This is a genomic window from Chryseobacterium sp. SORGH_AS_0447, assembly GCF_030818695.1.
Classification (GTDB): Bacteria; Bacteroidota; Bacteroidia; order Flavobacteriales; family Weeksellaceae; genus Chryseobacterium.
The window spans coordinates 844,180-860,000 of sequence record NZ_JAUTAR010000001.1; the positions used below are offsets into that span (position 1 = coordinate 844,180).

The following is a 15,821-nucleotide window of genomic DNA, read 5'->3' on the forward strand; positions in this document are numbered from 1 at the left end:
CCCAGAATTCCATCGGTTCAAGACAGGCAACAGACTTGATAAATAACACATATGTCATGTTCATAATCCGTCATCTTACAAGATAAATTCATAATTTAGCATCCTTAAACTAAAATGGAAATTATGGTTGCTATTGTTGATAGTGGTTCTACGAAATCGGATTGGGTGATTCTGGATGATTTTAAAAAAGTCTTCCTCAAGACGGAGACCATTGGTTTCAATCCGAATTTTATCAGCAAAGAACTTATTGTTCCGGAAATCGAAAGCAATACCAGCCTTACAACGGTTAAAAATTCCATCAAGAAAATCTATTTCTACGGTTCCGGATGTGGAGTACAGCAGAACTGCGATACCATTATCGAGGAACTGGGCCGGGTATTTACCCATGCGGAAGTTATTGTAAAAGAAGATCTTACGGCAGCTGCGTATGCTGCTTATCGCGGAAAGCCTGCTATTGTATGTATTTTAGGGACAGGTTCCAATTCATGTTATTTCGACGGTGAAAACATCAAAATTCAGTTACCATCATTAGGTTTCCTGGTAGGAGACGAAGGAAGCGGAAGTGCTATCGGGAAACAGTTGGTACGCAGATTCTTTATGCAGAAGCTTCCCGAAGACCTTTCCGTAGAATTTGAAAAAACGTATAAGCTGACGGTAGATGAGGCATTGAAAAACATGTATCATACAACACGGCCGAATGCGTATCTTGCCGATTTCAACAAGTTTGTAGTAGAAAGGAAAGATCATCCGTACTTTCAGAAAATGGTTTTTGAGGAAATGCTCAACTTCTTCGATTATCAGGTGCTTCCTTATCGGGAATCAAAAGATGCTGAGGTTAATTTCATTGGTTCCATTGCTTATTATTACGAAGATATTTTACGTTCTGCTGCGTCAGAGCTTCATCTGGAAGTAGGACAGATCGTCCAGAAGCCCATCGAGAGCCTGGTCGATTACCATATCCGGTATATTCTATAATTTAAATAACAAAATTCATTATATGTCAAACAAAACCCACCGCGACGAAAAAAACTTTAATCAGGCCGCGCTAGATTATCATAAAGCCGAGCCTAAAGGTAAGATCGAAGTGATCCCTTCAAAACCGCACTCATCTCAGAGAGATTTGTCATTGGCTTATTCTCCGGGGGTTGCAGTTCCTTGTATGGAAATTCACGAGAAGCCTGAAACCGTGTACGATTACACCGGGAAAGGCAATCTGGTAGCTGTTATTTCCAACGGGACGGCAGTTCTTGGATTGGGAGATATCGGGGCAGAAGCTTCGAAGCCTGTGATGGAAGGGAAAGGTCTTTTGTTCAAAATTTTTGCCGATATCAACGTGTTTGATATTGAAATCAATGAAAAAGATCCTGATAAATTTATCGATATTGTAAAAGGAATTGCCCCGACATTCGGAGGAATCAATCTGGAAGACATTAAAGCACCAGAAGCATTTTATATCGAACAGCGATTAAAGGAAGAGCTGGATATTCCGCTGATGCACGACGACCAGCACGGAACGGCGATTATCTCTGCGGCAGCCCTTATCAATTCCCTTAAAATTGCCAATAAAAAAATCGAAGAGGTAAGGATGGTAGTCAACGGAGCGGGAGCTGCGGCCATTGCCTGTACCAACCTTTATATTTCTTTGGGATTAAAAAGAGAAAACGTTTTGATGTGCGACAGCAAAGGTGTGATCAATCATAAAAGAGAAAACCTTACCCCGGAAAAACTTGATTTCATCGTTGAAACGGATATCGATACCCTTGAAGATGCTGTAAAAGGCTCGGATGTCTTTGTAGGACTATCCAAAGGAAACGTAATGACGTCTGAAATGCTGCTCGGGATGAATGAAAACCCTATCGTTTTTGCTTTGGCCAACCCGGATCCGGAAATTGCCTATGATGTTGCGCTGGAAACCCGTAAAGATGTTATCATGGCAACCGGAAGAAGTGATTATCCGAACCAGGTGAACAACGTTCTCGGATTCCCTTACATTTTCCGTGGAGCACTGGATGTCCAGGCAAGAGGAATTAACGAAGCCATGAAGCTGGCTGCCGTTCATGCAATTGCAGATCTGGCGAAAGAACCTGTTCCTGAAGCGGTCATTTTAGCATATAACGTTCAGAACTTACAGTTTGGAAGAGAATATTTTATTCCGAAGCCATTTGATAACCGATTAATTACCAAAGTTTCAAGTGCTGTAGCCAAAGCAGCCATCGAAAGCGGAATTGCCAGAAAAACCATTACTGATTTCGAAGAGTATGAAAACAGTCTTCTTGACAGAATGGGAAGAGACGAAAAGCTCGTGAGAATGATGCAGAACCGGGCTAAGGCAAACCCGAAAAGAATTACCTTGGGAAATGCTGAAGAATACAACGTTCTGAAAGCAGCCCAGATTCTGTATGAAGAAGGAATCGCTTATCCGATCCTTTTGGGAAATAAAAAATATGTCACAGAGCAGATGGAGCGTTTCGGAATCAACATCGATGTTCCGATTATCGATCCGAGTGATGACGATCAGAAAGCCAACAGAAAAAAATACAGGGAAACCCTTTGGAAGCTTCGTCAGAGAAAAGGGATGAACGAATATAAGGCTAAAAGATTCGTGCGCCAGAGAGATTATTTTGGCCCGTTGATGCTAAAGCATGGAGATACGGACGGTTTGATCGTCGGATTCTCAAAAAATTATGTTTCTACATTAAGACCGGTGCTGGAAGTTATTGAAAAAGATAAAGGCGTAGATAAAGTAGCTGCCATGATGATGATCTTATCTGAGAAGAAACCGATCTTCTTTGCCGATACCTCCATCAATCAGAATCCTACTGCTGAAGATCTGGTGAACATTGCTAAAATGGCGGAATTTACCGTAAAATCTTTTGCCATCGAACCGAGAATCGCGATGCTTGGATTCGAAAACTTTGCAGCTATTTCCGAAACATCGAAAAAAGTAGCGAAAGCCGTAAGCATTCTTCATGAAAAATATCCGAAGATGATCGTGGATGGAGAAATTCAGCCGGATTTTGCTATGAATGCAGACCATTTAAGCGATTATCCTTTCTCAAAACTGGGAACAATACCTGCCAACACCTTTATTTTCCCGAATCTTGAAAGTGCCAACCTCTCTTACAAAATCATTAGGGGAATGAAAACCGCCCAGGTTATCGGACCGATCCTGATGGGATTAAAGCAGCCGGTACACGTGCTTCAGATGCGTTCCAGCGTGGATGAAATTGTAAACCTGGCTACTATTGCAGTGCTGGATGCACAGCGCAGAGAAAAGAAAGACAAGAAATAATTTATTTTAATTATATAACATTAAAGACTCCTGCCCAGGAGTCTTTTTTTTGAATAACCTCTAAAATCCCTTCGGAACTTGCTTGATGTGTTTAATAACTCTTCGAAATGAATGTAGCAACCTTGATAATTATTTCATTCATATTTCCAGGTCAATTCCGAAGTTTCCTGTATTTATGCCTCATCATTAAAATTTTAAATAAAAATTAAGTTAAAAATCATTCACCCATGAAATGAAAACATTAGTTAGTTTAATTTGCTATATTTGGGTGCATAAAAATTAATAATGATATTTTCACTACAAGGCATTGTTCAGGAACTTACGCCTACTTACGCAGTGATCAATGTGCAAGGCGTTGGTTACTATGTAGGTATCAGCCTAATGACCTCACAAACACTTACTGTAAACAAAGAAACCGTACTTTTTATTCAGCAGATCATCAGGGAAGATGCGCATTTACTGTTCGGATTTAAGACCCGTTCGGAAAAAGAAATGTTTAATCTGTTGATAAGCGTTAATGGAGTAGGTGCCGTATCAGCCCTTATTTTACTTTCCACGCTAAGCCTCGATGAGATCGCTTCGGCCATCCTTTCAAAAAACAGTGCGCTGATTCAGAAAGCCAAAGGAATCGGGGCAAAAACCGCTGAAAGGATCATTGTAGATCTTAAAGATAAAGTGCAGAAATTCAGCAATCCGGAAGAAAACATTTCTACCATTGCGAATAATAAAGTGAAGGAAGAATCGTTATCTGCATTAGAAGTTTTGGGCATTCCGAAACGGATGAGTGAGAAGCTTGCAGATAGAATCATAAAACAAGATCCTGACATTTCGGTCGAAGCGTTGGTAAAACAAATCTTAAAAAACATTTAAACATTTGGTGGCAAATTATAAATACCTCAACTTATTTCTTTTCCTGTCGTTTTTGCTGGTCTCGGTAAGTACCTTTGCTCAAAGGCGTCCTGCTGCACAGGCACAAGATACTGCAATCATCAAAAAAGATTATGAACTAGCCGATCCTACACAGTATGAGGCCTATTATGATATAAAGAGCGGGATGTATTTTGTATATCCCAAGATAGGAAATACAATAACCGGACCACCGACAGCCATGTCTCCCGAAGACTATAAGGAATTCATGATGGCGGCCCAGACAAAGGAATATTACAAAGAAAAATCCGACCGTTACAGCCTCATGTTCCGGAAAGACAAAAGTGATGCGGCTAGAAAAGGTTTAATACCTTCCTTACGGATCAACAACAGGCTTTTTGAGACCATTTTCGGAAGCAATAAAATTGAAATCATTCCATCCGGATATGCATCTTTCGATTTTGCAGGACTGTACCAGAAGATCGACAACCCGCTGATCCTGCCTCAGAACAGGACCAGTTTTACTTTTGATATCGACCAGAGAATTCAGCTTGGTCTCTTGGGAAAGGTAGGAGAAAATCTTCAGCTGAAAGCCAATTACGATACCCAGAGCGGTTTCGCATTTGAAAACAGGATGAATCTCGTCTGGCAGGCCAAAGGAAGTTGGAAAGACCTTCAACAGAAAGGCCTGAACGATGTCGACAAGCCAAGTGCCGGAGGAGAAGATAAAATTATCAAAAGAGTAGAATTCGGTAACGTCAATATGCCATTGTCAACCAGTTTGATACGGGGCTCGCAGTCATTATTCGGGGTAAAGACCGAATTCCAGTTAGGAAAAACTTACGGAACCGTTGTGCTTTCCCAGCAGCAGGGAGAAGCCAGAAATATTACCGTTCAGGGTGGTGGGGTAATGAATACCTTTAAATTGAATGCGATTGATTATGAAGATAACCAGCACTACTTTTTAGGACAATATTTCCTGAACAGCTATGACAATGCTTTATTAAACTACCCGCAGATCAACTCCAAGATCAGCATTACCAGAATGGAAGTATGGGTGCTGGACCAGGGGAACAGCAATTTGCAGTACCAGAAAAGTATCGTCGGAGTAAGGGATTTAGGGGATGCTCCAGGCGTTTTGCCTAACAACGACCAGCCCGGCTTCGGACTCTATTCTGCCGTAAATGCCCTTCCGGGATTAAGGGATGCCAGTACCGCGTACAATGCTATCAAAGGGGCGACTCTTCCGGTAGCTTCCGGAGGAACAACCACCTATCAGGATGGAGAACATTTTATCTTTAATAAAAAGGCAAGAAGATTAAACACCAACGAATATATCCTGCAGCCGCAGCTGGGGTATATTTCATTAAATCAGAAATTAAATGACAACCAGCTCTTGGCGGTGTCATTCTCCTATACCGTAAACGGAAGCAATCAGGTGTATAAAGTAGGGGAGTTCTCCGAAGAAAGTACCGTACTGATGGCCAAATTGCTGAAACCGAATACAACAGTAAAGACTTCTTCCCCGATGTGGAACCTGATGATGAAAAACATCTATTCGCTGGATGCGGGACAGGTAACCCAGGATGGATTTATCCTGAATGTTTTATACCGCGATCCTCAGTCCGGAGGTAAAGTCAATTATCTTCCGGTAGCCAATAACCCGCAGGTAAACAATGTTCCTTTGATCAAATTACTCAACTGGGACAGGCTGAATGCCAACGGCGATTTACAGAGTAACGGAACCACAACCGGAGACGGAATTTTCGATTTCGTGAACGGAATTACGATCCGTCCGGAAACCGGTAGGGTAATCTTTACAAAAGTGCAGCCTTTCGGAAGTTATATCCAGAATGTCTTGGGAACCAATGATCCACAGTATGTATTCTCGGATCTTTACAGCCAGCAGAAGCAGGTGGCCACTTCAAGCAACCTGGCACAGCGTTATACCATCGAAGGCCGTTATAAAGGAACGCAGGGACAGGGGATCTCTTTAGGTGCCGTAAACGTTCCGCAGGGATCCGTAAAAGTTTCTGCAAACGGGGTTCAACTGACAGAAGGAATTGACTATACCGTAGACTACATGCTCGGAACCGTGACGATCATCAACGAGCAGGTAAAACAGTCTGGCCAGGCAATTAATATTTCTTTGGAAAACCAGCTTACGTTTAATACTCAGCGTAAGAGATTCCTCGGATTGAATTTAGAAAGAAGATTCAACGAAAACTTTATTTTAGGTGGAACGGTAGTCAACTATTCCGAGTCTCCGCTTACCCAAAAGGTAAACTACGGGCAGGAAGCCGTGAATAACACCATGGCCGGAATCAACCTGATGTATAATAATCAGCTGCCATTCCTAACCCGATTAACCGATAAAATTCCATTGGTAAATACTGAAGCGCCCTCCAACCTTAACTTCAAAATGGAGACGGCCTATTTGCTTCCGGGATTAAACAAAGGAATTAACGATCAGTCGTATATCGACGATTTTGAACAGACCACTTCAAAAATCACTTTGAAAGAGCCGACAGCATGGAGCTTAGCTTCAAAACCGGAAAAGAACCAAGCTGATCCTCTATTTACGGGAGCCGGTAAAAACAACGACCGCTCAGAAGGCTACGGAAGGGGTTTGTTATCATGGTATAATATCGATCCAAGATTCTGGGGCGTAGGTGGAAAAGCACCGAACGGCATCACGCCGCAGTCGGTTTCCAACCATGCATCAAGAAGGGTTCAGTTCTCCGAGATTTTCAACAATAGGGATTTCGTAGCAGGTGAGCAGACGTTTACCAATACCTTCGATATTTCATACTATCCGACAGAAAAAGGACCTTACAACTCAAATCCTGCAGCAGAAACTACAGCAGAGCGATGGGCAGGGATTATGAGACCGATTTCAGTATCTAACTTCGTCAATTCCAATATCGAATATGTGGAATTTTGGATGATGGATCCGTATGCTGATGGAAATACCCTGGGAACCGCACCAAAAATGTTGTTGCAGTTGGGTAACGTTTCGGAAGATGTTTTGAAGGATGGACAGATGCAGTATGAGAACGGATTGCCGACTCCTTCCGCACCTTCTGTAACCACAACTTCCAATTGGGGAACACAGCCTAAACAGCCGCCGATTTTGTATGCTTTTTCAAGTGAAGGAGCTGACAGGACTGCCCAGGATTTAGGATACGACGGATTAAGCTCAGATCAGGAATCTGCTTTATTCGGAAATACATTCGTTAATCCGGTAACCAATGTGAATGACCCTGCAGTGGATGATTTCGTATTCTATATGTCCGATAAATTTACCGGAAACCAGGCTTCATCCCTTATTCAGCGGTACAAATATTTCAGAGGACCAGAAGGAAATTCCCAGAGCAACTCATTGGAAGTAGCTTCTCAGACTCCGGATGCAGAAGATATCAATAAAGATTACAATCTGGATCAGACCGAAAGCTATAACCAGTACGAAGTGAATTTAGATCAGGGAAGCCTTGCTTTAGGACAAAATAACATTGTTGACGTAAAAACCGTTCAGGCAACTTTCCAAAACGGGCAGACTTCGCAGGTAAAATGGTATTTATTCAGAATTCCGGTTTCGCAATATGTAAACACGGCAGGAGATCATGATGCTTCCATCCTGAATAATGTACGATTCGCCAGATTATTATTAAAAGGTTTCGACCAGACTTCCACCTTAAGATTCGGAACGATGGACCTTGTACGTTCGGACTGGAGAAAATATCCAAAAAATATTGCGGCTACAGGAAACACAGGTGCCACTGATGAAGGTACGCTAACTACGAATAACGATAATTTTGAAGTAGGTAGTGTAAATATCGAAGAAAATGCATTGAACAAGCCGCCTTATGTTTTGCCTCCGGGAATCGACAGGCAGGTATTAAGCGGAAATGCAGGTGCCCAAAGACAGAACGAAGCTTCTCTCTACTTGAAAGCTACGTCACTTGTCGCTTCCGAAGCGAGAGGAGTATTTAAAAATACATCCCTGGACATGAGAAGATATAAAAAACTAAAACTTTTTGTACATGCTCAGGATCCTACAAACAGATCGTTCGGTTTTAATAAGGAGACCAAGTTCTTTATCCGTTTCGGTAGTGATGCGACAGACAACTATTACGAATATGAATCTTCATTGGTGATTACGCCATCTACCGCTACGACTCCAATGGAAATCTGGCCGATGGAAAATGACGTGGATTTAAATATCCAGGATTTTGTAGATGCTAAAATCAGAAGAGATAAAAATCATCCGACACAAATTGTACAACGATTAAAAGATGAGGTTTTTGATCCAGGAAATACCTTTAAAAGTCTTTATATCAAAGGCCGTCCGAGTTTAGGAAATATTACCACGATTATGATTGGGGTGAGAAATGGAAACGTCAGTGGAACAGGTCTCTCAATGGACCGGATTCTTTGGGTAAACGAAATCCGCCTCTCTGAAATTGAAAACGACGGGGGATATGCCGGAAATGCAAGTTTGAACTTTAACCTGGGAGATTTTGCTACGGTAAATACCAGTGCATCTTATACCTCGGTAGGTTTCGGAAATATCGATTCAAAGCCGGCGGAAAGGACCCAGTCGACCCAGTCGGCTTTCAGCATCAATACAGCTGTAAATGTGGATAAATTCCTTCCGGCGAAAAGCGGGGTGAAGATTCCGGTAAACTACTCTTATTCCCAGACCATCGAAGATCCGAAGTATAATCCGTTGGATACCGATGTCGAGTTTAACAAAGCCGCTAATAAGGAGCAGCTTAAGAAAGTTGCCAGAACTTATACCCAGCAGAGAAGTCTTGGAGTTGTGAATATGCACAAAGAAAGAATGAATCCGAACAGGAAGCCGAAGTTCTACGATATCGAAAACGTATCGGTAACTGCGGTTTACAATGACGATTATTTCAGGGATATTTATACCAAGAAAAATTACAGACAGTATCTGAGAGGGTATATCGATTACAACTATACCTTTAAACCTTGGGTAATTCGTCCGTTCAATAAAATGATCAGTGATACGGCGAAATCTACAAAGTATTTAAGATGGGTGAAGGAATTCAATTTGAATCCGATTCCAACGAGATTCTCTTTCAGAACTGAAGTAGACCGGAATTACAATGAGCTTGAATTCAGAAATATTGATGCGATCCTAAACGGGAATTACGGAGACGATTTCGGTGCGATCCGCAATAGGAACTTCTATTTCGGATGGCAGTATGGATTAGGGTTTAATTTTACCAAATCTTTAAAATTAGAAATCAATTCGGCAACCCGGACACTGAATGACAATGTTGATGTTAATACCATGGATAACACGGCCATTTTTGGAAATGTATTCAGAGCGGGAAGACCGGTGTTGTATAACCACAGGGTTCAGCTGAATTACAAGCTGCCGTTCCAGTATCTTCCGTATCTGGATTTTATCGATGCGGAATTAGGCTATGGCTTTACCTACAACTGGAATTCAAGATCTACAGTGCTTCTGGCTAGTCCGGATGGAAGCTTAGGATCGATCGGTCAGAATACCAACGTTATTCAGGCAACGGCAACGGCAGACTTCACGAAGTTCTTCGGTCAGTTTAAATATTTTAAAAACATTTCTGCGAAACTTCAGAAACGTAAGCAGGAAATAGATTCGTTAAACAATGTCTATACGCAGCAATGGGAGAAAAACCGGTATGCATACAAAAAGTATAAGTTCAGAAACCGATTGACTCCGCTTCAGAGCTTAGCTTATCTATTGACTTCCATGAAGCAGCTGGATATCAATTATTCTGAAAATAACGGAACTGTACTTCCTGGATTACTATCCGCTCCGAACTGGTACGGGTATGGACAAACCTTAGGTGGTCCTACCATTGGATTCCTTTTAGGTTCACAGGCTGATATCAGAAGAACCGTAATGGAGAATGGTTGGGTAAGTGATTCCGACTTTATGACGGATCCTTATATCCGGATGTCGACAAGAGAATTGCGAGCAAATCTTCAGATCATGCCGATGAATGACCTTCGGATCGATGTAAGTGCGCTGCATAATTACAACAGGAACTTTACCCACACCGGATTTAATTACAGGGATCCTGTGACAGGAGTCGCGAACCCGAATTATACATTTGCCAATGATTTTGTAACCTATTCCAATTCCGTAGTTTTATTAAAAACGGCATTTAAAGATGGCGCGGCCATTTATCAGGCGATCAGGCAGAATGCGCGGATACTTTCCCAGCAGATGCCGGGCGCATTGGAACCAAACGGATTTAAAGATGGATATGGAATTTCAAATGCGTATATTTTAATTCCGGCATTCAGAGCCGCGGTAGAAGGAAAGGCTCCTAAAGAGATGAGCAATCCTAGAAAAGCAGGACTTCCGATTCCGAACTGGAAGATTACCTATTCAGGATTGAAGAATATCCCGATCATCAACGGGCAGTTTTCGAAGTTCGACCTTTTGCATTCCTATCAGGCTACATATACCGCAACGGGAATCCAGTCGAGCATCGATTATTTCAACAGTCTGAATGCCTATGATGCTACCAGGAGGGATATTAATGATGATTACATCAATCCGTTTACTTTCGCTCAGGTGGGATATGTAGAAAACTTCTCACCGCTGATCGGAGTGGACATGACGATGAGGAACAATATCCAGTTCGGACTTCAGTACAACAGGCTGCGTACTTTATTGTTGGGATTGGTCAACCATACTTTAACGGAAGATTCCAATAGTGAATATGTAGTAAGAGTAGGGTATATCATCAGAAACTTCAGACTGGGAATGACGAACGTAGGAGGAAGAGGAAAGGCTAAAGGAAGTGATCTGAACATCAGGGGAGATTTCTCTTTGAGAGACAGCAAGACCAGTATTACCAACATTCTGCTGGACGATTCGCAGGTAACAGGAGGACAGCGATTACTGAACATTAAAGTTTCCGCAGACTACAATGTCTCTGAAAACCTTAACCTAAGAGTATTTTACGAGCAGATGACTTCCAAATACAAGATCTCGACGGCATTCCCGCTGTCAACGATCAGAGCGGGGATTTCCGCAACCTTTACCTTCGGGAATTCGGGAGCTTTCTAATTAGAACGAAAATAAATTTAATGGTCCTTCAAATTTTGAAGGACTTTTTTTTTGCCCGATATTTGAAGCTTCTGGAATTTTGAATACATTTGTACAAATAAAAAATTAAAAATGAACACACCATCAGAATTAAAGTACACCAAAGATCACGAATGGATCAGAATCAAAGGTAATGTTGCTACAATCGGTATTACAGACTTTGCTCAGGGAGAGCTTGGCGATATCGTTTACGTAGATGTAGATACTGTAGATGATGAGTTGGAAGGCGGTGCCGTTTTCGGAAGTGTAGAAGCTGTAAAAACAGTTTCGGATTTATTCTTGCCAATTTCAGGAAAAGTAATCGAGTTCAACACCGAGCTTGAAGATCAGCCTGAGTTATTGAACACGGATCCTTATGGAAACGGATGGATCATCAAATTGGAAGTTGCTGAAGGTGCAGATCATGCAGAATTGCTTTCTGCCGAAGAATACCAGGAGATCATTGGATAACCTTTCAAAAATATTCAGTAAGATTTTGCCCATTTATTGGGCATTTCTTACTTATATGCTCCTCCGACCGGGAGAAGAAAACCATGAATACTGGTTTATGTTCAACGGCATCGACAAGGTGTTGCACCTGAGCATATTCGCCGCATTAGGTTTTTGTTTGATAGCATCATTTCCCAAAATCAAATTTTCATATTATATTCAGATCATCCTGATCTATGCTTTTCTTACAGAGATTCTGCAGGAAGAAATGGGCCTCGGCCGATCCATGGAAACATTAGACGTGGTTGCAGATACCATCGGTTGTCTTATCGGATATTATACGTATAAACTTTCTATCAAAAGGTTTTTCTAATCATTCACTATTGATTCTTTACCAAGATCCTGACTTATCTATATTATCTTCATTAATCATTTGGTCCTTCTTAATAAATTTCAGCCAATCTAAGTGTTAAATAGAAAGTCTTATTCTTTCAGTATCCCAAAGCTCTATTACTAGAAAACTATTCAATTCCAATACTTTCATCCATACTTTACAAACTCTTTCAACTCTGCAACTCTACAACTTCTAATTTTTGTTTAGGAGCTATCTCCGGCTCTATGCTTATACTCCTCGCGCCTGGCTTTCCAGCGGCTGATCCTCCAGCTTTGCCTTTGCGTACTGTGGGGTAGCCGCTACGATCCGGGCTATGGTGGTCGTCTTTTATGACAGGCAGTCTATAACAATCTGTCTTTTCCCTTTTTCTTTAATATGAATGCATCTATCTTTTATACTAATTATGAACACCTATAATAAACACCAACCTCAAATAGCCTTAAGTCCTGCAGGGGCGGTTTACATCAGCCCCGGGCGCAGCCTGGGGTAAGAACAGTTATTTAATAAGTCGAGCCCTGCAAGGGCTTTATCAATAGCCCCGGGTTGATCTCGGGGTTAAAACCGCGGTATTAATCCAGCCCTGTAGGGGCGTGATCCTGTATACAGTTATTATGGATCTGCGGTTATCTATTCCATTTATCTATTTACTTCATTCCTCCATACTTCATTCCATGCTTATTTTTCCTTCTCACTTTACAGTCTTTCCTTTTTTTTCCATTCTCATAATTACTCTCTTCCTTTCCCGAATCTCCATTCTCTCTTGCTCTTCCTCTCTCTTCCTCTCTTCACTTCCTTTTATCACCCTCACTTTCCCTCTTTCCTTCCCGCCACCCCTTCCGCATCGTTCCGCGATACCGTTTCACCCTCCAACGCTCCAACGCTCACTTCCCCTTTTTCCTTCCCGCCACCCTTCGCATCGTTCCGCGATACCCTCTCACCCTCCAACGCTCCAACTCCACACCCCTCTCACCCTCCTTTCCCCTCAATGTGGATAACTACCGCCTTCCCCTTAACCGCCGTTCCGTTAGTGTTTTACTGTCCATAGTTTCCCAAAAAGAGTAATTAATATGAATATTATGTTAACAATATTTGGAGGATTGGGTAATAAGTTTCTATCTTTGCCCCACTGAAAAACGAAAGGGATTCAGTAGCGCAGAAGAGCTTTTAGATAAGCGGACATTATTTTAAAGAAAACTACTTATGTAAAGATAGAAGGTTTGTTTTTTATTTCTTTTGGAATAAAAAATAAATACTTTTCTATGGTTATGGAAGATACGGTTTAATCGGTTTTAGGATCAAAAACTTTTTTTTAAAAAGAGTTGCGGGAATAAAAAAGATTTGTATCTTTGCAGTCCCGATTACGGGGAGCGCAGGAGTGGAGGGATTGAATGTTTAGAGAGGGTTAAGGTTAAGAAAAAAACTTTAAAATTTCTTTTCAAAACATTTGGTCATTTAAAAATAAGTTATTACTTTTGCACTCGCAAATACGAAACGAAACTGACAGAGAAATTAGTTTTGTAGGAAGCGAAAGAATTAAGAAGATCATTGACATACAATATAACAACCAAGTAAGGAAAAACTAAAGCGTAAAAAAACTTTGAGTGAGCCTGGAACAAACATACAATGGAGAGTTTGATCCTGGCTCAGGATGAACGCTAGCGGGAGGCCTAACACATGCAAGCCGAGCGGTATTTGTCTTTCGGGACAGAGAGAGCGGCGTACGGGTGCGGAACACGTGTGCAACCTGCCTTTATCTGGGGGATAGCCTTTCGAAAGGAAGATTAATACCCCATAATATAATGAATGGCATCATTTATTATTGAAAACTCCGGTGGATAGAGATGGGCACGCGCAAGATTAGATAGTTGGTGAGGTAACGGCTCACCAAGTCGATGATCTTTAGGGGGCCTGAGAGGGTGATCCCCCACACTGGTACTGAGACACGGACCAGACTCCTACGGGAGGCAGCAGTGAGGAATATTGGACAATGGGTTAGCGCCTGATCCAGCCATCCCGCGTGAAGGACGACGGCCCTATGGGTTGTAAACTTCTTTTGTACAGGGATAAACCTACTCTCGTGAGAGTAGCTGAAGGTACTGTACGAATAAGCACCGGCTAACTCCGTGCCAGCAGCCGCGGTAATACGGAGGGTGCAAGCGTTATCCGGATTTATTGGGTTTAAAGGGTCCGTAGGCGGATCTGTAAGTCAGTGGTGAAATCTCACAGCTTAACTGTGAAACTGCCATTGATACTGCAGGTCTTGAGTAAGGTAGAAGTGGCTGGAATAAGTAGTGTAGCGGTGAAATGCATAGATATTACTTAGAACACCAATTGCGAAGGCAGGTCACTATGTCTTAACTGACGCTGATGGACGAAAGCGTGGGGAGCGAACAGGATTAGATACCCTGGTAGTCCACGCCGTAAACGATGCTAACTCGTTTTTGGGCTTTCGGGTTCAGAGACTAAGCGAAAGTGATAAGTTAGCCACCTGGGGAGTACGTTCGCAAGAATGAAACTCAAAGGAATTGACGGGGGCCCGCACAAGCGGTGGATTATGTGGTTTAATTCGATGATACGCGAGGAACCTTACCAAGGCTTAAATGGGAATTGATCGGTTTAGAAATAGACCTTCCTTCGGGCAATTTTCAAGGTGCTGCATGGTTGTCGTCAGCTCGTGCCGTGAGGTGTTAGGTTAAGTCCTGCAACGAGCGCAACCCCTGTTACTAGTTGCTACCATTAAGTTGAGGACTCTAGTAAGACTGCCTACGCAAGTAGAGAGGAAGGTGGGGATGACGTCAAATCATCACGGCCCTTACGCCTTGGGCCACACACGTAATACAATGGCCGGTACAGAGGGCAGCTACACAGCGATGTGATGCGAATCTCGAAAGCCGGTCTCAGTTCGGATTGGAGTCTGCAACTCGACTCTATGAAGCTGGAATCGCTAGTAATCGCGCATCAGCCATGGCGCGGTGAATACGTTCCCGGGCCTTGTACACACCGCCCGTCAAGCCATGGAAGTCTGGGGTACCTGAAGTCGGTGACCGTAAAAGGAGCTGCCTAGGGTAAAACAGGTAACTAGGGCTAAGTCGTAACAAGGTAGCCGTACCGGAAGGTGCGGCTGGAACATCTCATTTTAGAGTCTCGTTAATACGAGAATAAACAAAATTACGGACATGCAAATGTCCACAGGACTTACTTAAAGTTCAAGCTTTAGTTTTTTATTGGTTGCTTATATTAAAAATACAAAACCCACTAGAAATTAGTATAAGGGATAAGAGATTGAGAATGATAATGAAGAAAAGTATGCGGTATGCAAATATTAATTATAACTCATCAATCATCACTCATAACAGAGTCTCGTAGCTCAGCTGGTTAGAGCGCTACACTGATAATGTAGAGGTCGGCAGTTCGAGCCTGCCCGAGACTACTAATTAAGTTGAAGGTTTAAAGTTTATGGTTCAAGGTTAAGGCATTGAACATGAAACCTTAAACATTAAACTACTAGAGGGGGAATTAGCTCAGCTGGCTAGAGCGCCTGCCTTGCACGCAGGAGGTCAAGGGTTCGACTCCCTTATTCTCCACAGTTTTGGAAGTTTGATTTAAAAGTTACGGATGGAGCCAAAAACAACATCTGTTCATCAGACGGAAGAGAAGAAATTAAGATCATTGACATTAACGGTAAAGACATCACAAAGAGAAAA

The 15,821-nt window shown here is 42.2% G+C and carries 6 protein-coding genes, 2 tRNA genes and 1 rRNA gene; all 9 read left to right on the plus strand.

What is annotated here, in order from left to right; genetic code table 11:
- Window positions 1-123 precede the first annotated feature (123 nt).
- The 9 genes from QE422_RS04050 to QE422_RS04090 all read left to right on the plus strand — a co-directional run bounded on the left by QE422_RS04050 (window position 124) and on the right by QE422_RS04090 (window position 15,701).
- A complete protein-coding gene (locus QE422_RS04050; RefSeq protein ID WP_307455247.1) occupies window positions 124-975 on the plus strand; it encodes an ATPase in 852 nt (283 codons plus the stop codon).
- 22 nt (window positions 976-997) lie between these two features.
- On the plus strand, window positions 998-3,292 hold the full coding sequence (locus QE422_RS04055; protein WP_307455249.1) for an NADP-dependent malic enzyme: 2,295 nt from the start codon (window positions 998-1,000) through the stop codon (window positions 3,290-3,292).
- A 285-nt stretch (window positions 3,293-3,577) separates the two neighbouring features.
- Window positions 3,578-4,162: a Holliday junction branch migration protein RuvA gene (gene ruvA, locus QE422_RS04060; protein ID WP_307455251.1), complete on the plus strand. Its 585-nt coding sequence runs from the start codon at window positions 3,578-3,580 to the stop codon at window positions 4,160-4,162.
- 7 nt (window positions 4,163-4,169) lie between these two features.
- On the plus strand, window positions 4,170-11,255 hold the full coding sequence (gene sprA / locus QE422_RS04065; protein ID WP_373463332.1) for a cell surface protein SprA: 7,086 nt from the start codon (window positions 4,170-4,172) through the stop codon (window positions 11,253-11,255).
- A gap of 111 nt (window positions 11,256-11,366) precedes the next feature.
- Complete coding sequence (gene gcvH / locus QE422_RS04070; RefSeq protein ID WP_307455253.1) at window positions 11,367-11,744, plus strand: glycine cleavage system protein GcvH; 378 nt, start codon at window positions 11,367-11,369, stop codon at window positions 11,742-11,744.
- Entirely contained in the window at window positions 11,698-12,096 is a 399-nt protein-coding gene (locus QE422_RS04075; protein ID WP_373463333.1) for a VanZ family protein, read from the plus strand. The genes gcvH and QE422_RS04075 overlap by 47 nt, the downstream gene beginning before the upstream one ends.
- 1,641 nt (window positions 12,097-13,737) lie before the next feature.
- Window positions 13,738-15,254: ribosomal RNA gene (locus QE422_RS04080) — 16S ribosomal RNA — on the plus strand.
- 219 nt (window positions 15,255-15,473) lie between these two features.
- Window positions 15,474-15,547: transfer RNA gene (locus QE422_RS04085), tRNA-Ile, on the plus strand.
- Window positions 15,548-15,627: 80 nt separating this feature from the next.
- Window positions 15,628-15,701, plus strand: a tRNA-Ala gene (locus tag QE422_RS04090).
- The last annotated feature ends 120 nt before the right edge of the window (window positions 15,702-15,821 follow it).